A 21,497-nucleotide genomic window follows, 5' to 3' on the forward strand; every position below is an offset into this window, starting at 1 on the left:
AAATTTCTGTATTTCTCAAAAAAACACGACATTTGTAGCGCGAAAAATTCAAGTAAAATTTTCAAAATAGATTAAATGAAAATATCAAACAACTGGCTTAAAGACTATATCAAAACAGAATTAAAAACTGAAAGAATCGGTGAGTTTCTTACAGATATAGGTCTTGAGGTTGAAGGGATAGAAAAATTTGAAAGCATAAAGGGCAGCCTGGAAGGAATTGTTGTAGGTAAGGTTTTGACTTGCGAAAAACATCCGAATGCAGACAAATTGAAAAAAACAACGGTAGATGTAGGAAACGGAAAGGTATTGAACATCGTTTGTGGAGCTCCCAATGTAGAAGCCGGACAAACTGTTCCTGTAGCTGTTGTTGGAACTAAAATCTATGATAAAACCGGAAACTTTTTTGAAATCAAAGAAGCAAAAATCAGAAGTGAGATTTCTCAGGGGATGATTTGCGCTGAAGATGAGCTTGGTCTAAGTGATGATCACGGCGGAATCATGGTTTTGGATGAAGAAAAGTATGAGGTTGGAAAAAATTTCGCTGATTATTTTGAGCTGACTAACGATGAGGTTTTGGAAATCGGATTAACGCCAAACAGAACCGACGCAATGTCTCATTACGGTGTTGCAAGAGATTTGTACGCTTATCTTTTAACAAACAAGCAAAAATCTGAGTTTGAAAAAGTGTCTTCTGTTGTTTTGAATAACGAAGGTTCTCATGATTTCAAATTAGAGGTTGAAGACGCAGAGCTTTGCCCAAGATACATCGGAGCGGTGATTGAAGATGTGAAAGTGGCAGATTCTCCGGCTTGGCTGAAAGACAGATTGAAAGCAATCGGATTAAGTCCGATTAATAATGTTGTAGATATTACCAACTATATTCTTCATGGTTTCGGACAGCCGCTTCACGCTTTTGATGCAGATAAAATTGCAGACAAAACTGTGAAAGTAGGAACCGTAAAAGAAGGAACAAAATTCACGACTTTGGATGGTGTTGAAAGAACTTTGAACGGTTCTGAGATCATGATTAAAGACGGAAAAGATAACCCGATGTGTATTGCCGGAGTTTTCGGTGGTGCAAATTCTGGAGTTTCTGCAGAAACAAAAACTATTTTCCTGGAAAGTGCTTATTTCAATCCGGTTGCGGTAAGAAAAGGAGCGAAATTCCATGGATTGAATACGGATGCTTCTTTCAGATTCGAAAGAGGTGTTGACCCGAATATTACAAGAACAGCAATTACTCACGCCATTAAAATGATTCAGGAATTGGCTGAAGGGAAGTTGGTAGGAGAGCTGTTGGAAGAATATCCGAAGAAAATCGAAGACAATTATGTGATCATCAGATTCTCAAAAATCGAACAGATTTTAGGAACAAAAATTCACAGAGAGAAAGTAAAGGAAATTTTAAAGGCGTTGGAAATTCAGGTTTTAAATGAAATTCAAAACGGTTTGGAAATCTCTGTTCCGGCTTACAGAGCGGATGTAACGAGAGAAATTGACGTTATTGAAGAGATCTTAAGAATCTACGGATACAATAAAATTGATGCTCCACAAAAGATTTCGTTTACGCCAGTAAAATTGAGCGCTCAAGATCAGGATGAATTAGAAAACAACTGGGCAAGAACTTTACAAAGCCTTGGTTTCAACGAAGTGATGAACAATTCATTAACTTCTGTAAAAGATGAAACGGATGCTGTAAAATTATTAAATCCTTTAAGCAACGATTTAGCATTCATGAGAAAGTCTTTATTAGAAGGGCTTTTACAAAATGCAATCTATAATATCAACAGAAAAAATCAGGATATTAAATTCTTCGAATTCGGAAAAATTTATCATAAAAAAGAAAAATACGAGGAAAGAAAGCAATTGGCGATCCTTGTTTCCGGAAGAGAAGTTGCAGAAAACTGGTTACAGCCAAAATCTGCTACAAGTTTCTATAATTTAAAGGCTTACGTTAAAGTTATATTAGAGAAATTAGCAATCGATTATAAAGAAATGGCTTTATCTGACGAGAGATTCTCTGATGCTCTGGCTTATGAAGCAGACGGAAAAGTCTTGGTAAGAATCGGAAAAGTGGCTCCTCAGATGTTGAAAGATTTTGACATCGATCAGGATTGTTTCTACGCAGAAATCGAGTTGGAATACGCTCAGGAATTGCGTTCTAAAAACGAACTGAAATTCAAGGATATTCCTAAATTCAACAAAATCAGAAGAGATTTGGCATTGTTGATCGATAAGAGTGTGAATTACGAAGATCTTTATCAGACAGCTAAAAAGAATAAATCTCCTTACATTAAGAATATCAATTTATTTGATGTTTATGAAGGGAAAAATCTTCCTGAAGGTAAGAAGTCTTATGCCATGAGTTTTGAGCTTTTAAATGAAGAAAAAACATTGGAAGAGAAAGAAATTACAGCAGTAATGGATTCTTTGGTTAAATCTTTCCAGAAAGAATTCAACGCTGAATTGAGAGGATAAAAATTTAATTTTTTTGAACATACAATATAAACGGGCACTTGCCCGTTTTTTTGTTATAAAAACGATAACCCTCTCAATATGAAACTATTTGCATCGCTTGCTTTTCTGTTAGTAAGCATTTCCCTGTATTCACAATCCGATCAATTATCCGATAAAAAGCTTGTTCAATATTTTAGTGATATCAATAAAGCTGAAAATAAGATCACAGAAAATGATTTTCAGGCGGCTGAAACCTTTTATAGAAAGGCTTTTGCGGGCTATAAAGAACCTCAAGCCAAAGATATCTATAACAGTATGCAAGTCAGTTTAAAATTGAAAAACCATGATGAAGCTTTCCTGCGTTATCAGGCTTTGAAATGTCTTGAATATCAATTTGAACCTCAGTTTTATGATGAAAATTTTTCGTTTTATAAAGCGGAAACGCCCATAAAATGTAATGTAAAATTAGATTCCGGTTATAAAAATACATTAGATTCATTATTTACGATCGATCAGTATTACCGGAAATTGTCGGGAGGTGATAATGTAAAATATCAGAAAGAGATTACGAAAAGCGACAGTCTTATTTCAACAAAACTTTTAAAGCTAATCAGACAAAAAGGTTTCCCCAATGAATACAACATCGGATTGGCTTCAAATGATAAAAGTTTTTTCCATCAATTTTATTTGATTATATCGCATCAGTTGGCAAAAAATACGATCGGTCCGCAAAGAATTAATTTTTCCAAAGAAATCATCAAAGGATTGAATAAAGGTAAAATTGCTCCCGATTATGCTGCTTTTTTATTGGATGTAAACAATGGAACAAATAGTTATTCCTCTTCTTATTTTGAGATCAATCAATTTATTACAGAAAAAACTGAAGATAAAAGCTTTAATCAGATAGAAAAATCTTTGCAACATGCAGACTGCTGCTATGTACATGAATGGTTTTCGCCCGAAAAAAGAGATAAGAAAGCTAAAAAAATGGTTGACGAAATCAACGGAAGAAGGACAAAAATAGGAATGAGTATTTTGGATGATAATCTTAAAAAGAAAATATACAGCTTAAGCAATAAAGACTTTGAACTTGCCGAAGCAGGAGTAACAGAACACTATCTTAAAGACCCTTCAGAGGTGGAAATGCTGAAGAAAAATTTAATTAAAATTAAATAATATCGATGAAATATAGGCATAAAAATGACGATTAAATAATAATAAAATCTCCTGAAAACCGTTCAGATAATATAATTTCCGTAAATTTGATTTTAACTAAAAAGAAAAAAATGAAAAATCTTTTTTTAAGTGTATGTACAGCAGTAGTTTTGGTTTCTTGTGGAGCGATGGGTTCTTCTGCTTCAAAAGTAGGTAAAGCACAGCCTTCTCTTGCAGGTACAAAATGGGCATTGGCCGATAATGTGAAAGGGAAAATTCCTACATTGAATATTGAAGGTGAAAAAATAAGCGGAAATGCAGGATGCAACAATTACTTCGGGACAGCTTCAGTAGATACTTCTACGGGTAATTTTGCTGCCGGACAAATGGGTTCTACGAGAATGGCTTGCGATAATATGAGTGTGGAAAAAAACTTTATGGATATGGTAGGGAAAGCTAATAAATATGTAGTGAACGGAAATGTTCTGGAATTGTACAAAGACAATCTTTTATTATTGAAATTCAATAAAGCTGAATAAAACAAAAGGAACTCAATTGAGTTCCTTTTTTATGTTTAGAGTGTTATTAATCTTCCTCTTCTTCGTCGTACTTAGCCAACTCTTCATCACACCATTTAAACGCAGCTTCTACCACTTTTGTAGCCTCGTCTGCCATAGTTTCTTCATCATCACCTTCCAAATCATCTAACCACTCAACTTCTTCTTCCTCAACGTTTAAGATAAATCTTGGGTATTCTGTATGAACTACGAATAGATCTTCTGGAAATTCCGAATTATCTGCTAATAAAAACTTTGGTAATTTCATTTTTCTAATGTTTTAACTTTGAATCAAAGATAATAAAATTATTGATATTTGTTCTTGTCGATCTTAATTTTTTGTAAAACTTTATGCCTTGTTAATGTAGTTTTTTGTAAAGTATCTTTCGGCTTGAAAGTCAGGTGAATATCAGGATTTATGGTACTTGTCAACTCAGCGACTTGTACCTTGTCAAGATCTTCTGTGGTTTCCAGATAAAACTGTAACGGAACTTTGTCGAGCTTCTCAGATTGTAGAAATTGTTTCATCTCTTTTCTGTTTTCAAGATAGTTTCCTTTGGAAAGCCAAGTGAAAAGCATTCCCGACAGAATACTTAAAAATCCTATTGAATAAACTTTAAGACCAAATAGTTGGAATAGTTTCCTGAAATAAATCAACCAAATAGGAAGGCTGAAAGGCGCCATCAATCTGTAATCTATCGCATTGACAGGATAAACATATTGTACAAAATAAGAGCAAATAATACCTGAAATACTTAAAAAAACAAAGAAAAACTCTGTTTCTGATAGTTTATATTTCACAAAAAGATAAATAATTAAAAGAATATTTAAAAAGCCGATTCCGTAAATCGCGTAATTAATCATTCCTCCACCCGGATTTGCAATATGAATGAATGGATTAAACGTTGTACATAATCCCTGAAACAACTCAACCAATAATTTCGAAGTCGGATATAAACCTATTGTTAAAGCATCTTTTACATAATTTTCATTAAAATAATCGATGAATAATAATTTATATAAAACCACAAAAATACCACCAATAATTCCGGAAATGATAAAGGTTTTAGAATATTTTCTCTTCCAGAAAACCAATCCGAAAAGTCCGGTTCCGCCAATAATAAAAAGCGAACTGTATCTGATGTTATACAATGCTATTAAGCTTAATGAAAGATAAAAAATAGCTTTTCCTTTTTCTAATTTTCCGGTAATAATTAATGATGAAACATATAAAAATAATATGACAAAAGGCAAGATTAAAGCCTCACTCATGGTATAAGAAAAGATCGAAAGAAAACTAAATAAGGCACATAAAAGGATAGATTCTTTAAAGAAAAACTTCTTTTTCCATGTAAAGAAAATAATGAAAAGAAACGCTGAAATTCCCACAACTTTGCTGCCCCAAAATTCATCAAAACCGAAAAAAGTAAAAAACTTAATGCTTAAAGGATATCCTAAAGGCGTAGTCGTATTATCGATCGTCGGAAAAACGTGCGCAAACCTCATGTATCGGATAGAATCCGGATTGGTGCGTCCTTTTTCATTGAGTAAAAAACGCAAAATGGTCATCACTAAAGTAATGATGACCAATGATATCTGAATATATTTTTCTTTAAATTTTATCAAGGTTGAAGTTATTAGATTACAGATTGTAGGTTTAGAGCCTAAATTTATAACTTCTAACTCAACTTAAAAATTATTTTGAAAACATTTTAGCAACTTTTTCTGCTTTTTTGCCATCAGAGTAGTCGTAGAAACCTTCTCCGGATTTTACGCCTAATTTTCCTGCCATTACCATGTTTACCAACAATGGATTCGGCGCATATTTAGGATTTTTGAAACCTTCGTACATTACATTTAAGATCGCTAAACAAACATCCAGACCGATAAAATCTGCCAATTGAAGCGGTCCCATCGGATGAGCCATTCCCAATTTCATTACCGTATCGATTTCCTCAACACCTGCAACACCGTTGTAAAGCGTCTCGATCGATTCGTTAATCATCGGCATTAAGATTCTGTTGGCCACAAAACCAGGGTAATCATTCACTTCTACAGGCACTTTTCCTAATGTTTTGCTCATTTCGTAAATGGAGTCAAAAGTTTCTTTAGAAGTAGAGTAGCCTTTGATGATTTCAACCAGTTTCATGATCGGAACCGGATTCATAAAGTGCATTCCGATTACTTTATCAGCTCTTTTTGTAGAGGCTGCAATTTTAGTAATAGAAATTGATGAAGTATTCGTTGCCAAAATACAGTTTTCAGGAGCAAACTGATCCATCTGACCGAAGATTTTCAACTTCAGTTCCTGATTTTCTGTAGCTGCTTCCACGATAAGATCAGCGTTTCCAACAGCATCCTGAAGCGCCGTAAAAGTCGTGATATTTCCTAAAGTTTCAGCTTTTTGTTCTTCCGAAAGGTTTCCCTTTGCAATTATTCTGTCAAGATTGGTAGTAATGGTTTTCAGACCTCTGTCTAAAGCTTCCTGTGATACATCTACCAAATTCACTTTAAACCCGCTTTGTGCGAAAGTATGTGCAATACCATTTCCCATGGTTTCCTGCTCCGATAACTACAATGTTTTGAATCATTTTTCCTTATTTAATTTTAATTATTTATTATTGATAAGCGTTAAATTTCTTGCGTTAGAAAGATCGGCTTTTTTTACCATTTGGGTTTCATCAAAAGTTATATTTCCGTCTCTGTTGGGCTTTCTCATTTTGTTTTGACTATTCACGGCAGCTCTTAAACCTTTCATAAATTTAACTTTCTGTTTTTTTGAAAATCCGTCGGTTCCGATGTAGATATTAAACTCGCCTTCTCTTCCCAAACCGCTTTGTCTGTAGGTTTCGAAGCTTTTTATTTTATTCTTTTTCTGAAATTGGGTTATATAATCCATCACCGGCTTATCCGATGGAGTTCCGCAGCAAATGCTGTGATAGCCAACTTGCAGATAGTTTTCACTTTTTTGAGCAAAGAATAATACTGAGCTGAATAATGCTATTGTTACTATTATTTTTTTCATTTTTAATGGTTTTAAAATTAAGCTTTAAATTTTACTTATTAAAATAATCCCAGACCGTCTTTGAAATGTCCGAAATCATCTTGCAGTTCACAACATCCGTTTCCGTTGAGTTACTGACAAATACAGCTATTGCATAATGCTTGCCATTTGGTAACGTGACGATGGCAATTTCGTTTTCTGCGCCCGTTAAACCTGCATCATTTTTCCCAGAAGATCCCGTTTTTCTTGCAACAGGCGTATCTTTTGGAAGTTGTTCAACCAATTTATTTTTTCCTGTAGAAGTTGACAACATCACTTTCATTAAATAATCCGTCGATTTTTTTGACAATAATTTTTTGTCATAAAACTTTTTCAGAACATCAACGGCTGCAGTCATTGTACTGTAATTTTCATATTGAGCTTTCCAGTCTTTGTGCATTGCCGCTTCATTGTATTTAATCTGAAAACCTTTAACACCTTTAGAATCCATGAATTTCTGAACGGTTTTTGTTCCGCCCAATAATTTCAGCATGATGTCGCAACCGTTGTTATCGCTTTTTGCCACGGTAAGTTCGAGAATTTCACTTAACGGAACTTCAACACCTCCGTTTGGATATTTATCTCGAAGAGGAGACCACGTGTTTTCCAGCAAATTCGATTGATCCAGCAAAATTTTCTGGTCTAACGAAAGTTTTCCTTTATCCACATAATCCAAAATCGCTGCTGCAATATGAAACTTGAAAACACTTTGCATCGGCAATTTTTTATCTGCATTTTTATTGTATTTAAAGCCATTTTCAAAGCCCAAAACAGAAACTCCGACTGTTGCTTTTTTATCTTTAATAATGGAATTGATTTTTTGTTCTAAAGCTGATTGTTGCGCGAAAGTAAACGCCGAAATCAAAAGAAATAATAGTCCGATTTTTTTCATAATATTTTGTTGAATGATCTGGTTAAAATAAAAGTCAAAAAAATAAATCCCTCTTAGAAACTAAAAGGGATTTGCAATTTAAGATTTTTTCTTATTTCACTTCAAAATAATTCAGGTTAACGCCGTCATTTTCGAAATAGATTCTGATTTTGTTTTCTCCTTTTTTAAGGTTAATTCCTTTTGCAGAAGCGGTTTTCCAAGTTTCATTTCCGGCTGTTGAACTTAATGAAACGATTGCCAATTGCTTTCCTGAAGCATCTTCAATCCTGATTTTTGCATCGTTGCTGCTTGCATATTTGATGTCAAAAGTATAGGCTTTATCGGCTTTTGAATTGATGGTATATTGAATCCATTCTCCGCTTTCCGTTTTTCCGACGTAATATTGGTTGTCTTTTGATTTATAAATATCAACACCATCATTTCTCAGTTGATTTCCTGAGTTCCATTCAGATCTTTTTGCCGCGTCGCTTACCCAAAGATTGATGAAATCTTTGTCTAAATAAGCCGAACCCATTCTTCCCAAATCATAATCTGTCGCGGAGATTTTTCCCGGAGCCAGAAGATTTTTGAAAGGTTTTGTAGAAACCGTCTGTCGTTTGTCTGAACATCGCATCAATAATGTCATTTTTTATTTCAGTATTGCTGAATTTATAATTGTCTGCGATTTGCATTAATGCTTTTTTTGCAAACTCTTTTGAAGGTTTTTCACCGCCGTTTTTCCAGTAATCTAATAATTTTTGATATTCAGGAGTGATTTTTACGTTGGTAATTCCTGCAATATTGTCGATTTTTTTCATGGGCCAGAAAGCGTAGCCGATATTATGTTTATCCAAAAGCTGAATCAGCTCTGTAAACCAAACGTTAGAATTTTCCCCAGTTTCTCCCAACCAAATCGGGATATTATTTTTTTCTCTTAAATCTAAAGCAAATTTCAGCGTTTCATCATTATTATAGTTCCAGTATTTATGGAAACTAAAAACCATATTGTTATCCCAAAGTGGCGTTAAACCGTTGTAATTATTTCCCCATCCGTTTCCTTCGATAATAATAATGTGTTTTTTATCAACCGTACGAATCGCTTCTGTAATGTCTTTCTGCAATTTCCAAAGTGGAGCATTCGACATTTCATCTGTTCCGTTCGGATTTTTTCCTGTGAAATTAATGTTCGGCTCGTTAATCAAATCATAACCTCCAATCCAAGGTTCATCTTTATATCTTTCAGCTAATTTTTTCCAGAGAGCGATTGTTTTTTTCTGATTTTCTTCGCTTTCCCAAAGTGATTTTTTAGTTTTATCGTTATCGGAAATATTCACGTCATTGCCTTGTCCACCCGGAGCTGCGTGAAGATCTAAAATCAGATACATTTTATTGTCAGCGCACCATTTCAAAAGATCATCGGTCATTTTAAAACCTTCTTCCAGCCAAGTATTTTGTCCTTTTTTAGATTCTTTTTCAATCGGTAACGTGTACAAATTATAATGCATCGGAAGCCTGATCGAATTGAATCCTGCCTTTTTCAAAAAGTCAATATCCTGTTTTGTGATACCGTTTTTTAAGTAAGCTTTGTAGAATTCATTCATTCCGTCTTCACTGACCAACTCTGCAATTTTTTCTTTGATTTTGTATTGCGGACCGGCAAAATCAGCGGTTTTCAGCATATATCCTTCCTGCAACATCCATCCTCCTAAACCGAGACCTCTTAATTGGATATTTTCACCTTTATCGTTTACAATTTTCTGACCGTTTGTTTTTAAAAGTTGTGATGTCCCAAATTGAGACAATAAAAAAGCGGATAATAGGATGACTCTTTTCATAGTAGTTTAATTATTTAAATATTATGGGGTTGTTTTAAGAATTATCGTTTAAAGTATTCACAAATATATTTAAAAATTATTGAATAGAAATTAAAAATATGAATTGTAATTAAAAACTGAATGAGGAGTTCATTTCGTAGAAATATGTATTGTTAAAAGATAAAAAATATTGTTGAGAAAGCGGTTTAAATTTTGGTTAAAGCCAATTGAGGATATTAAACGAAAAAACGGGCAAAAGCCCGTTCCTATTGATATAACTGTTGTGTTATTTGTGAAATATTCGTGTTTAAAAAAACAAAAATTAAGAAATCAATTTCATAATCTCCAAAGCCACTTTTAAAGCTTCCGTTCCGTCTTCAAGAGAAACTTCAACATGTTTATCTTCGATAATAGAATCTGCAAAAGCATTTAATTCATCCAAAATCGCATTATTAGGCTGAATATTTGGATATTCAAATAAAATCTGATTTTTTTCTCCATCGGCATTTTCAATGATCATATCAAATGGAGTAGGGTTTTCAGGGGCATCTTTCATGCGGATAACTTCTGCCTTTTTCTCAAGGAAATCAACGGAAATATAAGCGTCTTTCTGGAAAAAACGGCTTTTTCTCATTCCTTTCATCGAAATTCTGGAAGTTGTAAGATTGGCAACACATCCGTTTTCAAACTCGATTCTGGCATTGGTGATATCCGGAGTTTTACTTACCACACAAACACCGCTTGCATGAATGTTTTTAACTTTAGACTTTACAACGCTCAGTAAAATATCCAAATCGTGAATCATTAAATCCAACACAACAGAAACGTCTGTTCCGCGAGGATTAAATTCCGCCAATCTGTGAATCTCAATAAACATCGGATTTTTAATGAAATCTTTTGTCGCCATAAAAGCTGGATTATATCTTTCAACATGTCCAACTTGCGCTTTAATGCCTTTTTCCTGACATTTTTGTAGAATTTCTTCTGCCTGTTCAAGAGTTTGGGTTACCGGTTTTTCGATGAAAAAATGAAGCCCTTTTTCAATAGCTTTTAACGCATAATCGTAATGATAAAGGGTAGGAGTCACAATATCCAACATCTCGATCTGATCAAGCAGTTCATCAAAATTCTCAAAATATTTATAGCCTAATTCGGCTTCCAATTTTCTCCCGTTTTCTACATCTTTATCGTGGAAACCTACAAATTCATATTTATCCGACTGGTTCAAAAGTCGCAAATGTATCTTTCCCAAATGTCCGGCACCTACCAAACCTGCTTTTAACATGCTGTATTTAATTTTTGTAAATATAATAATTTTAAAGATTCGGAAACAGATGATAGTTTTTAGGTTGATAAATAATAATTGTTTTTTTACTTTTGTAAATTACACCTAATAACTATTAATGATGCAGGACTCGTTTGTACATAAAGGAAAAAGAAAAAACTTGGTTGATTATCTTCGAAACAAAATCGGGATTTCGGATGAACATGTACTTTCGGCAATGAATGAAGTTCCGAGACATCTTTTCATAGAAAGTATTTTTGAGGATTTCGCTTATGAAGACCGTGCTTTTCCGATTTTGGCGCATCAGACGATTTCGCATCCTTCAACCGTTGCCGAACAATCTGAATTGTTGCAGGTAAAGCAAGGCGAAAAAATTCTTGAAATAGGAACGGGTTGCGGTTATCAGACTGCAGTTTTATTAGCCATGAAAGCTTTGGTGTATACCGTTGAAAGACAAAAAGATCTGTTTGATTTCTCAAAGAAAAAACTTCGTGAAATGCATCTTTATCCTAAGTTTCAGAGTTTTGGAGACGGTTTTGCAGGACTTCCGACTTTTGCTCCTTTCGACAAAATTATCGTGACTTGCGGTGCATCGGTCTTACCTACAGAATTATTAAAACAATTAAAAGTTGGGGGGAAAATGGTGATTCCTTTAGGTCCTACTGATGAGCAGGTTTTGTTCAGATTCACAAAAATTTCTCCTACAGAATTTGAAAAAGAGGAATTCGGAGCTTATAAATTCGTACCAATGTTGGGAAATACAAATCAATAAGAGCTGTCAAGATAATAAAGATTAGCAAAAGACATACTTTTTAAAGCACAAAAACAATCAGATATTTATGTTTGATTGTTTTTTTTTAATCTATTCATTTAGTTTTCAAGATAGGAAATGGGTATTTTAAGCAGTTGCAATAAGTAGGGCAGGATAGTAATTGATATTTTATCACATAAATGTGAACTAATAAATTTTATGAGCTGCTTAAAAAAATTAATTGAATTTATAATTTAATAGTTCATATTATGGTGAATTATATATTTGATTGTAAATTTATAATTAATTTTAGAAAATTTATTAAATATTTATTATTTATAACTGTTTTATATTGTTAAATGTATAATGGAAAGGTTTGATTATTGTATTATTTATTTCGTAATCCAAAAATAAGATTCCATTATGAAAACAAAAATTTTTATCGTATTTCTTTCTTGCATGATTAACCCGTTATTTTGCCAGATAGGAATAAACACTCCAACTCCAACAGCAATGCTTGATGTAAATGGTAACTTAAAAGTCAGGGATGTTTCAGTCGTTACCAGCTTGCCCGGTCATATGTTAATGGCTGTTGATTTGGCGAGTTCTGAAGTCGTTAAAATAGATCCTGAAGCAGCGTTAGCAAATGCATTTGCTTATTCAGCAAAAAAAGCAGGAAGTATTTCCTTACTTGATTTAGCTTTAGCTCCAGCTCCAACTTGGAAGCTAGTTAATTTTCTTGCAGCAGACAAAACTACAGGGGATTCATCATTGTTTACAGAAAGCGATTATTCGTATATAGTACCATCAACCGGTGTCTACTCAGTGGGGTTTTACTTTCGGTATGGTAGCGGTTTGCAGCAATCTGTGTTGACGGGCGGTCCCGGTATCGGGGTTCTTAAAAAGACAGGTAGTACTGTTACTGCTTTGGATACCCGACTATTTAGTGGTCTCAATTTAGGTGTTGTGGCGATTACAATATCAGAATCTTCTATCAATTCTCTTTATAGATTGGAAGCCGGTGATAAGCTTTATTTTGGGCTTACAAATGGGGGAGTGTTAACTACTTCTCTATTGAGTTCAAGCAATGCCTCTTTTTTTGTGCATAAAGTCTCTAATTAGGGAATTATTTATTGCTATTTATAAGTAGAAATTAATCCATTGCACTAAATTTGTGTGATGGATTAATTTTGTAAAACAAGTAATAGAGGCAGTCGACGAAAGGGAAAGCGAAATCATTAAAGGCTAAGTTCCACTTTTGTAAATTTTTTAGTCGGAAAAATAAAGGAAAAAATAAAAAGCTCTCCAAATAAAGGAGAACTTTGATTTCGATTTCAAAAAATTTAAATAGTGTCTTTTTGATAGCCAATATTAAGAATTTAACAAATTATCCCATAATATGAAAACCTCCGTCAACATGGCGAATTTCTCCGGTAATTCTCGTTTCTTTTCTGAAAAGATGAACTATTTCATGCGCTAAATCTTCCGGCTGAGCATTTCCAAGCGGACTTATCTGATTGGCTTTTTCCACATCTTCAGCGTTTAAAGTTGCATTTCCGGCTTTGCTTCCCATATAAGGCGAGAAACGGATTGCATTGGCGCGAATACCGTATTTTCTTCCCAATTCATGGGCGATTTCCAGTGTTAATCTTTCCAAAGCAGCTTTTGCAATACTGATATTAATATAGGGAAAAGAAGATACTTTTTCCGATGCAATGTAACTCAGGGAAACAATGGAAGCGCCATTTTGAAGAACATTATTCGAAAGTAAAGCCCTTGACAAGGAAATCAGCGAAAATGCAGAAACATTCATGGTTTCATTAAATTCTTCTACCGTCACTTCCAACATTGGTTTTACAGACTTTTGTCTGATCGTTTTGTCCATGGCAATCGCATGAAGAAAACCATTAAGCTTAATATCTTTTTGATGAAGATCTTTTGCAAGAAAATCCAGACTTTCCGACAATGTCACATCTAAAGGAGCGGTATAAACATCGTTTCCCAACACTTTTTGACAGGCAGTCTGAAAGTCATTATAGTTTTTATTAAGAAAATCCTGAGCTTTTTCAGAAATATTTTTGTGAAAAGGAGTGACTCCTAATCCAGCACAAACTACATTTCCGTTATTTTCAAGGATTTTTTCGGCAGTCTTCATGGCAAGGGAATTTTCATCCGCAATACCTGTTATAAGAAATGTCTGATCTTTCAGCATATTTTTCTGTATTATTTTGAAATAAGTATTAATTTTTAAGCTTTATAAAGCGCTGTTCCCCAAGTCCATCCGGAACCTACGGCTGCAAATAAAAGGATGTTTCCGGGTTGTATTTTTCCACTTTTATAGGTTTCGTCCAGAACGATAGGGATGGTTCCACCGGAAGTATTGGCATATTTATCCATATTGGTCATTACTTTTTCGAATGGGATATTCACTTTTCTGGCAGTTTCCTGTAGAATTCTTATACTCGGCTGATGCGGAATAACCCAATCAACATCTTCAGCAGAAAGCTTATTGGCTTCCAGAATTTCTGTTATTGTTTCAGGCAAAACTTTGGTTGCCGTATTGAAAACTTCCTTCCCGTTCATTTGAAAATAATGCAGCTTTTGTTTCAGTGTTTCTTCGGAAGCAGGCATTTCTGAACCTCCTGCAGGAATATTGAAATGGTATTTTCCACGGCCGTCTGCATGGAGTTTAAAATCAAAAAAACCTTTATCTTCGGTAGTTGCAGAAAGCAAAATCGCTCCCGCTCCATCTCCGAAGAATACAGAATCTTTTCGTTCCCAATCTGTAATCGTAGAAAAAGTATCCGCACCGATAATCAAGACATTTTGATACATTCCGGTTTCTATGAACTGGCAACCGATGGCAATGCCATACAAACCTCCTGAGCAAACTGCAGAAATATCAAATGCAACAGCTTGGTAAGCTTCCATTTTTTCCTGAACAAAACATGCGGTAGATGGCGCTTGTCTGTCCGGAGTGGATGTTGCAACGATAATCAAATCAATATCTTTTGGGCTTACATTAGCTTCTTTTAAGGCTTCCAAACCTGCTTTATAAGCCAGATCACTGGTAACTTCACCTTCTGCAATTCTACGTTCTTTAATTCCTAAATTTTTATAAATCCATTCATCGGAAGAGCCAATCGCTTCAAAAAAGTCGTTTTTTAAAATTTTTGGCGGTACATAAGAACCCGTACCTTTTATAAAGGCATTTTTTTTAAGTGTCATGTTTTGTGATATTTTTATCAATTTGGTGAAACGTTTAATTTTTATATAAAAACAGAACAAATCTAATGATAATTATATTACATAAATGACCGTGTTTTAAATATTTTTAATTTATTTTATAGTTATCTAGTAAAGAATAGATATCTTTTGATGACATTTTTAAAGGATTTCGGAATGAAAATTGTATCGATTTTTACATTCTCATTTGTCTTTGTTTATCAGAGCTTATGAGATATGTTTAAACTTTTATTTTTACCACAAAAGTTACAAAAGAATAACACATTAGATATTTTAAGATTATTCTTTTATCAACTTTTGTTTTCTCAAGAAGTAAAATTTAAACATCAATAATAGCTTTTGATACTTTTATGGTTAAGTTTTTATTAACTTAAACAGATTCATGGAAAAAATAATTTCTAAATAATAAAGCGCAGAACCTCTCTTTTAAAAGTAGTGAGGTTTTTTATTTCAAATAACTAATAAAAAGATAACAATGAGAGTATTCGTAAATAAAAGAATTCCTGAGATCGGAATTCACATGCTGGAAGATGCAGGATTGGAAGTTTTTATTCCCGAACATGAAAGCCTGTCACATGATGAATGGCTGAGTTACTGTAAGAGTAATGACGTGATTTTAAGCGTTGGAGGTGAGTTTAAATATGATACAGATTTTTTCAACGAATGCCCAAATATCAAAGCGATTGCTTTGTATTCTGTCGGTTTCGATCATGTTGATATCAAAGAAGCTAATCAAAGAAATATCCCGATCGGAAATACGCCGGATGTTTTAAGTAAGGCAACTTCCGACGTTGCCTTTTTATTAATGCAATCGGTTGCAAGAAGAGCAAGCTATAATTTTGAGAAAGTAAAAGCGGGAAATTGGGGCGATTTTGATCCGTTGCACGCTTTAGGACAGGGATTGTATGGGAAGACATTGGGAATTTTCGGATTGGGAAGAATCGGTTTTGAAATGGCGAAAAAATCCAAGGCTGCTTTTGATATGAATATTATTTATCATAATCGTCATCAAAATGAAGAAGCCGAAAAAGAACTGGATGCGAAATATGTTTCTTTCGAGGAATTGATTGCGCAGTCTGATGTGTTGAGTATTCATGCTAATTTTAAACCGGAACAGAAAGAACTTTTCAACAGGTCGGTTTTTGAAAAGATGAAAGAAAATGCAATTTTCATTAATACGGCAAGAGGTGGTTTTCAGAATCAGAAAGACTTGTACGATGCGCTTGCCGAAAGAAAAATATGGGGAGCCGGACTGGATGTTACGAATCCTGAACCGATGTATAAAGATGATCCTATTTTGGAACTTTCGAGTGTTTGTGTACTTCCGCACATCGGTTCTGCAACGATTGAAGCGAGAAATGGGATGGCAAAACTGGCTGCCGAAAACTTAATTGCTTTTTCGAAAGGTGAAAAAATGCCGACTTGCGCCAATCCTGAAATTTATTCTTAAAAATATAAGACACTTGGAATTATTTTTGTTTACATTTATTCAACACTAAATAATAATATTATGGTACCTGAAAATAATCCTCAAGAGCAAGACCGAAAATTGGAACAGATGGATTACAATCCGAATGAAGATATTTTTACAAGAGAAAAGCATATTCCGCTGGATGGTGACGGAAATCCGATTGAGGATGAAGATTTTGATGATGATAAAATCGACAAAGGTCTCGATATTCCGGGAGTTGACGATGATGATGAAATGGAGGAAGTTGGAAGTGAAGATGAGGAAAACAATTACTGGAGTCTCAGTGATAATAATGATGACCATGAAGAGGAAAACGACGATGTTTTAACATAGAATTTATTCGACCCTATATACAAACCTTACTTTAACCGGTAAGGTTTTTTTGTTGCTACTTACAATTTAAATTGAGATATAACAATTCCATAGAAATTTTAAATATTAATTTAACATACATAAATGTTTATCACTGAAAATTATATAATTAAAAGTGGTAAATTTATCATTAGTTAGTGATTAATTCCGAAACTTATGGTAAAATGTATACAAATTATAGTTATTTTCATCAGTGTTTTCGGGCTTTCACAAGTTCCCGGAAACGTGAAAGTGAAAGACGCTGCAGGAAACGAAAACTTCAATGTTACCTGTACGAATGATCTTAATGCGAATGGCTGTATAGCTCTTCACGTAGAATATCCGGTGCTGAAACAGACGACAGGATATGAAGTTACTTCTGAAACGTACAGCCCTCCGATTGCGATGAATCAGGGAACTGCACTCAATGCCAATTACGACGATCTTTTTGCGGTGAAACTGGATTTACCTTTTAATTTTTGCTTTTATAATCAGTATTTTGATGCGCTTGTTGTAGGTTCAAACGGAATGGTGACTTTTGATCTGAGCCAGTTGGGAAATATCAATTATCCTAATGTTCAATGGCAAAACCCGAGTACAAATCTTCCTAAAAATGCCATTTTTGGCGTGTATCATGACATCGTTTTTTCGGCGGGTGATTCTTCGGAAATCTATTATTCAACAATTGGAACGACTCCCAATAGAAAATTTATAATTAATTTTTTTGATGGAAGAGTTGCAGGTTGTACAGACCGTTCTTCCTCTCAAATTGTTTTACACGAAACTACCAATGTGATTGAAGTTTTTGTAGATAAAAAATTAACGCCTTGTCCGACAAGAAAGTTTGAAAATGCCTTGATCGGAGTCATCAACAACGACGGAACACAGGGCGTTTCTCCCGCAAACCGAAACACTGGAGTTTGGCAGGCTTTGCAGGAAGGGTGGAGATTTAATCCGCTTGGAAATGTGATTCAGCCGGAAGTTACCTGGACGAATTCTGCGGGGCAAACCGTGGCAACAGGAATTCAGGCAACAATTTGTCCGACACAAAATGATGTTTTTACAGCCAATGTTAAGTTTAATATCTGCGGAAACAGTAATCTTATTTTAACGGATGATTTCCCGCTGACTTTCGATCCAACTTATCCTGCAGCAAAAAATTACACCCAGGATTTCTGTGGAAATTCTCCCGTAAATTTGACTTTGAATAGTTTTCAGGGAAATGTAACCTCCCAAAATCCGGCAAATTTCAATTTTAGTTTTCATACAAGTTTACAGAATGCACAAAATAATATCAATACTTTACCTAATAATTTTACATTAAATGCAAACACGGTTTTATATGTAAGAATCCAGAATCCGAATGTTCCGGCGTGTTATAGAGTTGCTGTTTTAACATTAAATTTTCTTACAAAAAGCTTACTTAAAAACACCATTGAACTTTGCGATACCAATAACGATGGAGTAGAAGCGAATTATAATGTAAGTCTTTTAAGCCCAGAACTTTTCGCGGCAGGAACTACCGGAATTTCTTATTTCAACTCTCAATCTGATGCTCAGAATAATGTAAATGCAATGACGACGGCAAATATTACGACGAGTACCAATATTTGGGTAAGGCTTGTAGAAGGCAGCTGTACCTATATTTTAGGACCGGTTCATTTCCAGTTCAGACCGGGCGTGAATCTTAATTCGCCGATTAATTTTCCGTTTTCAATTTGTGATATTAATGCAGATAATCAGGAAGCATTTGATTTTCCGTTAATGATAGGTCCGTTAATTACAACGCAAACAGGCGCTGTTTTTACGGCTTATGAAACTTATAATGAAGCTTTTACAGGTTCGGGAGCGGTTTTAAGCTCAATTAAAGAAGGAACGTATACGATTTATATACGAGTGCAGATTCCGAATGGCTGTTTTGCAATTGCAACAGTAAATATGAATGTCACTTTCACAAAAATTACGGTGACTGAAAAGAACGAATATATCTGTTTTAATGGAACGGATGATATTAGTATTAATTTAAATACGCTCTCAAACGGAATGTTGGTTTCTCCGGCAACCGTTCCTGTCATTGGGTTTTATTCAAGCTATGCAGATGCTACTTTTGAAACAAACCCGATAAGCCCGAATCAGATGATCACGACGAACGGAAATCTTGTAGCGCAGACTTATTTTGTGCGATTTGAAATTTCAAATGACTGTTATACGATAAGAGCTATCAATGTAAATTTGGTTCATCCTGTAGCAGTTCAGTCTAGTTTTACGATTTGTGATTTTAATAATGATAATCTGGAAAATGTACAATTGTCTCAATTTTCATCAGCCATTATCGGAAACCAAAATGCAACGACAACTTTCTATCTGAACGTCGCCGATGCAGCAAGTGGAAATAACCCGATCAATACGATTGCGCTTACCGGAACGCAGCAGGTTTTTGTTAAAATTACATCATATAATTGTCAGCAGATTTATCCGGTAACTATTAGTTTAACATCAACTCCGGCGGTGAATTCTCCGGTAACGATTACGCTAAATAATATTTGTGATAATAATAATGACGGAACTGAAATTTATAATCTTACTCAGGCTCAGTCACAGATTTATACAGGCTCAAATGTGAGTTTTACTTATTATTTAAACTATGATTCTGCAACACATACTTTTTCCAACCCAATAACAAATCCGACTGTTTTTGTGGTTACAGGAGGAAGTGCAACGGTTTTTGTTAAGGTTAAATTTAATAACGGTGAATGTTTTTCAGCGGTTCAATTAAATATTCAAATGACATTTTTACCGCCTGTTGTTTTGCACAGCGCAACATTGAATAAATGTGATGAAGATTTTAATTTAAGTGAAACTTTTCAGCTGAATGATGCGGTTTCGCAGTTGTTTATTCCTTCACAAAATACATATCCGTTGTCGAATATGACGATCTCCTATTACAATACGGCAGCGGAAGCGAATGCGGGAAATCCGGCGAATCAGCTTGGAAACACGATTACGACAAGCATTTCTTCGATTCAGGTTTGGGCGAGATTTCAGTCGCAGACAACGGGTTGTTATTCTGTGGCGCAGATTCAGTTGAATACGTATTTTCCTCCAAAAGCAATCAATTCTAGCATTACGGTTTGTGACGATAATTTAGATGGAAGTTATGAGGTTAATTTATTGAACTATACCAATTTAATGGTTGATATTCCGAATCCTGCCAATGTATTTACATTTTATCTGACGCAGCAAGATGCTCAAAACGGAGTCAATCCAATTGCCAATCCGGCTAATTTTATAGCGAGTCCTTTTCCTGCGCAAATTTGGTTTAAAGTTCAAAATTCTCCGGGTTGTACCGATATTGCCATGATCAGTTTTGTGTTGGGAAATAAGCTGACTTTACAAAACCCGGGACCTTTCCAGCTCGAAGCTTGTGATATCGGAAATAATGGAACGGAGAATATAAATTTAACACAGTTTGAAGCGCAGATCTACACCGGAGCGAATGTTACTTTTACTTATTATCCGTCTTTGGCAGATCTTAATGCAGGTACAAATTCAATTACAACGCCTTCAAATTTTGTTTATAATCAAAGTTCAGTTTCTAATATTGTTTATGTAAAAGTAAGTGTTCCCGGTTTCTGTCCGAATGTTGCGGAAATTCATTTATCATTGAAGAAAACACCGATTTTTGATATTCCGACACTTTATTTCTGCCCGGAAGGTTCACTGGATTACACGGTTCATATCGAAGGGTATACAATTGTAAGTTATGTCTGGACAAATCCTGCAGGACAGGTAATTTCTACCACAGATACGATCACAGGAATTACAACCGTCGGAACTTATACCTTAACGGTCACAGAGAGCAACGGATGTTCTTACACTGAAACTTTTGAAATAAAACATTATGAAGTTCCTGTAATCCAAAACCTTGAATTTAACGGAAATAATGTCACTGTTCATGCGACAGGTTCAAAACCGATGCTCTATTCAATCGACGGAATTGCTTGGCAGGCTATCAATACTTTCTACAATCTGCCAACAGGAATCGTCACTTTCTACGTGAAATTTGCAGACAGTGATTGTATTGTAAAACAGCAAAGTGTAGTGCTTGATATTAAAAACGCCATCACGCCAAACGGAGACGGAATGAATGACCATTGGACGGTAAAAAATCTTCAGGTTTTTGGAGGGAAAATGTCTAATGTTAAAATTTTCGACCGTTATCAGGCTTTGATTTTTGAACAAAGCTCAAGTACAGAATTTTTCTGGGACGGAACATTGAAAGGAAGAGCCATTCCGACCTCCAGTTATTGGTATGTAATCACCCTTCCGGACGGAAGATCTTTCACAGGCTGGATTCTTGTGAAGAATAATAATTAAAATAACTCAATTTAATTTTTAACAAAGCCTCATTGAATTTTCAGTGAGGGTTTTTATGGTAAGAAATTTTATATTTAAACAATATTTATCAAAACAAAAAACAAGATCTGGAATAATAC

At 34.6% G+C, this 21,497-nt stretch carries 17 protein-coding genes and 1 pseudogene; 8 read left to right on the forward strand and 10 right to left on the reverse strand.

The features are described 5' to 3' along the window. The first annotated feature begins 75 nt into the window (after nucleotides 1-75). The 3 genes from pheT (at nucleotide 76) to J3D55_RS09425 (ending at nucleotide 4,151) form a co-directional block, all read left to right on the forward strand. Nucleotides 76-2,478, forward strand: coding sequence for a phenylalanine--tRNA ligase subunit beta (gene pheT / locus J3D55_RS09415; protein ID WP_259130586.1), 2,403 nt, complete (start codon nucleotides 76-78; stop codon nucleotides 2,476-2,478). Nucleotides 2,479-2,556: 78 nt separating this feature from the next. Then, nucleotides 2,557-3,633 carry a hypothetical protein gene (locus tag J3D55_RS09420; protein WP_259130588.1) on the forward strand — a complete coding sequence of 359 codons (1,077 nt, stop codon included), beginning with the start codon at nucleotides 2,557-2,559 and terminating at the stop codon, nucleotides 3,631-3,633. Nucleotides 3,634-3,743: 110 nt separating this feature from the next. After that, nucleotides 3,744-4,151, forward strand: a complete 408-nt coding sequence (locus tag J3D55_RS09425) for an META domain-containing protein (protein ID WP_259130590.1) — start codon at nucleotides 3,744-3,746, stop codon at nucleotides 4,149-4,151. Nucleotides 4,152-4,197: 46 nt separating this feature from the next. On the opposite strand, the gene J3D55_RS09430 is transcribed toward J3D55_RS09425, so the two are convergent. From J3D55_RS09430 to J3D55_RS09465, 8 genes and pseudogenes are all read right to left on the reverse strand, one after another. Next, nucleotides 4,198-4,437 (reverse strand): DUF8828 family protein, encoded by a 240-nt coding sequence (locus J3D55_RS09430; RefSeq protein ID WP_002977986.1) that lies wholly within the window; start codon nucleotides 4,435-4,437, stop codon nucleotides 4,198-4,200. A 38-nt stretch (nucleotides 4,438-4,475) separates the two neighbouring features. Next, on the reverse strand, nucleotides 4,476-5,795 hold the full coding sequence (locus tag J3D55_RS09435; RefSeq protein WP_259130592.1) for a hypothetical protein: 1,320 nt from the start codon (nucleotides 5,793-5,795) through the stop codon (nucleotides 4,476-4,478). Between the two features lie 70 nt (nucleotides 5,796-5,865). Further along, nucleotides 5,866-6,757: pseudogene (locus J3D55_RS09440) on the reverse strand (3-hydroxybutyryl-CoA dehydrogenase). 23 nt (nucleotides 6,758-6,780) lie between these two features. Beyond that, nucleotides 6,781-7,194: a hypothetical protein gene (locus J3D55_RS09445; RefSeq protein ID WP_259130593.1), complete on the reverse strand. Its 414-nt coding sequence runs from the start codon at nucleotides 7,192-7,194 to the stop codon at nucleotides 6,781-6,783. Nucleotides 7,195-7,225: 31 nt separating this feature from the next. Beyond that, nucleotides 7,226-8,104: a CGA/CIA family class A beta-lactamase gene (gene bla-A, locus J3D55_RS09450; RefSeq protein ID WP_259130594.1), complete on the reverse strand. Its 879-nt coding sequence runs from the start codon at nucleotides 8,102-8,104 to the stop codon at nucleotides 7,226-7,228. A gap of 91 nt (nucleotides 8,105-8,195) precedes the next feature. Continuing rightward, on the reverse strand, nucleotides 8,196-8,717 hold the full coding sequence (locus tag J3D55_RS09455) for a carbohydrate-binding protein (RefSeq protein ID WP_259130595.1): 522 nt from the start codon (nucleotides 8,715-8,717) through the stop codon (nucleotides 8,196-8,198). Then, a complete protein-coding gene (locus tag J3D55_RS09460) occupies nucleotides 8,629-9,918 on the reverse strand; it encodes a glycoside hydrolase family 5 protein (RefSeq protein ID WP_259130597.1) in 1,290 nt (429 codons plus the stop codon). The genes J3D55_RS09455 and J3D55_RS09460 overlap by 89 nt, the downstream gene beginning before the upstream one ends. Nucleotides 9,919-10,219: 301 nt before the next feature. Then, nucleotides 10,220-11,182: a Gfo/Idh/MocA family protein gene (locus tag J3D55_RS09465; RefSeq protein ID WP_259130598.1), complete on the reverse strand. Its 963-nt coding sequence runs from the start codon at nucleotides 11,180-11,182 to the stop codon at nucleotides 10,220-10,222. Between the two features lie 121 nt (nucleotides 11,183-11,303). On the opposite strand from J3D55_RS09465, the gene J3D55_RS09470 reads away from it, so the two are divergent. Then, nucleotides 11,304-11,954, forward strand: coding sequence for a protein-L-isoaspartate(D-aspartate) O-methyltransferase (locus tag J3D55_RS09470; protein ID WP_259135075.1), 651 nt, complete (start codon nucleotides 11,304-11,306; stop codon nucleotides 11,952-11,954). 402 nt (nucleotides 11,955-12,356) lie between these two features. Continuing rightward, the gene (locus tag J3D55_RS09475) at nucleotides 12,357-13,055 is read left to right on the forward strand and encodes a hypothetical protein (RefSeq protein ID WP_259130600.1); all 699 of its coding nucleotides are present in this window, start codon (nucleotides 12,357-12,359) and stop codon (nucleotides 13,053-13,055) included. 265 nt (nucleotides 13,056-13,320) lie between these two features. Here the strand turns inward: J3D55_RS09475 and J3D55_RS09480 are convergent, their stop codons facing one another. Further along, on the reverse strand, nucleotides 13,321-14,145 hold the full coding sequence (locus tag J3D55_RS09480) for an SDR family oxidoreductase (protein WP_259130601.1): 825 nt from the start codon (nucleotides 14,143-14,145) through the stop codon (nucleotides 13,321-13,323). Between the two features lie 35 nt (nucleotides 14,146-14,180). Beyond that, nucleotides 14,181-15,161, reverse strand: a complete 981-nt coding sequence (locus tag J3D55_RS09485) for a 3-oxoacyl-ACP synthase III family protein (protein WP_259130602.1) — start codon at nucleotides 15,159-15,161, stop codon at nucleotides 14,181-14,183. 493 nt (nucleotides 15,162-15,654) lie between these two features. Here J3D55_RS09485 and J3D55_RS09490 point away from each other — a divergent pair, with 493 nt between their 5' ends. The 3 genes from J3D55_RS09490 (at nucleotide 15,655) to J3D55_RS09500 (ending at nucleotide 21,378) form a co-directional block, all read left to right on the forward strand. Next, nucleotides 15,655-16,629 (forward strand): 2-hydroxyacid dehydrogenase, encoded by a 975-nt coding sequence (locus J3D55_RS09490; RefSeq protein WP_259130604.1) that lies wholly within the window; start codon nucleotides 15,655-15,657, stop codon nucleotides 16,627-16,629. 60 nt (nucleotides 16,630-16,689) lie between these two features. Further along, nucleotides 16,690-16,983: a hypothetical protein gene (locus tag J3D55_RS09495; RefSeq protein WP_259130605.1), complete on the forward strand. Its 294-nt coding sequence runs from the start codon at nucleotides 16,690-16,692 to the stop codon at nucleotides 16,981-16,983. 195 nt (nucleotides 16,984-17,178) lie between these two features. After that, nucleotides 17,179-21,378 (forward strand): FIDD domain-containing protein, encoded by a 4,200-nt coding sequence (locus J3D55_RS09500; RefSeq protein ID WP_259130607.1) that lies wholly within the window; start codon nucleotides 17,179-17,181, stop codon nucleotides 21,376-21,378. Nucleotides 21,379-21,497: the final 119 nt, after the last annotated feature.

Origin of the sequence: Chryseobacterium ginsenosidimutans, from assembly GCF_024807225.1 — a bacterium.
GTDB lineage: Bacteria > Bacteroidota > Bacteroidia > Flavobacteriales > Weeksellaceae > Chryseobacterium > Chryseobacterium ginsenosidimutans.

Coding starts and splice junctions, on each gene's coding strand:
- pheT (WP_259130586.1), top strand. CDS start 76: ATGAAAATATCAAACAACTGGCTTAAAGACTATATCAAAACAGAATTA.
- J3D55_RS09420 (WP_259130588.1), top strand. CDS start 2,557: ATGAAACTATTTGCATCGCTTGCTTTTCTGTTAGTAAGCATTTCCCTG.
- J3D55_RS09425 (WP_259130590.1), top strand. CDS start 3,744: ATGAAAAATCTTTTTTTAAGTGTATGTACAGCAGTAGTTTTGGTTTCT.
- J3D55_RS09430 (WP_002977986.1), bottom strand. CDS start 4,437: ATGAAATTACCAAAGTTTTTATTAGCAGATAATTCGGAATTTCCAGAA.
- J3D55_RS09445 (WP_259130593.1), bottom strand. CDS start 7,194: ATGAAAAAAATAATAGTAACAATAGCATTATTCAGCTCAGTATTATTC.
- bla-A (WP_259130594.1), bottom strand. CDS start 8,104: ATGAAAAAAATCGGACTATTATTTCTTTTGATTTCGGCGTTTACTTTC.
- J3D55_RS09455 (WP_259130595.1), bottom strand. CDS start 8,717: ATGCGATGTTCAGACAAACGACAGACGGTTTCTACAAAACCTTTCAAA.
- J3D55_RS09460 (WP_259130597.1), bottom strand. CDS start 9,918: ATGAAAAGAGTCATCCTATTATCCGCTTTTTTATTGTCTCAATTTGGG.
- J3D55_RS09465 (WP_259130598.1), bottom strand. CDS start 11,182: ATGTTAAAAGCAGGTTTGGTAGGTGCCGGACATTTGGGAAAGATACAT.
- J3D55_RS09470 (WP_259135075.1), top strand. CDS start 11,304: ATGCAGGACTCGTTTGTACATAAAGGAAAAAGAAAAAACTTGGTTGAT.
- J3D55_RS09475 (WP_259130600.1), top strand. CDS start 12,357: ATGAAAACAAAAATTTTTATCGTATTTCTTTCTTGCATGATTAACCCG.
- J3D55_RS09480 (WP_259130601.1), bottom strand. CDS start 14,145: ATGCTGAAAGATCAGACATTTCTTATAACAGGTATTGCGGATGAAAAT.
- J3D55_RS09485 (WP_259130602.1), bottom strand. CDS start 15,161: ATGACACTTAAAAAAAATGCCTTTATAAAAGGTACGGGTTCTTATGTA.
- J3D55_RS09490 (WP_259130604.1), top strand. CDS start 15,655: ATGAGAGTATTCGTAAATAAAAGAATTCCTGAGATCGGAATTCACATG.
- J3D55_RS09495 (WP_259130605.1), top strand. CDS start 16,690: ATGGTACCTGAAAATAATCCTCAAGAGCAAGACCGAAAATTGGAACAG.
- J3D55_RS09500 (WP_259130607.1), top strand. CDS start 17,179: ATGGTAAAATGTATACAAATTATAGTTATTTTCATCAGTGTTTTCGGG.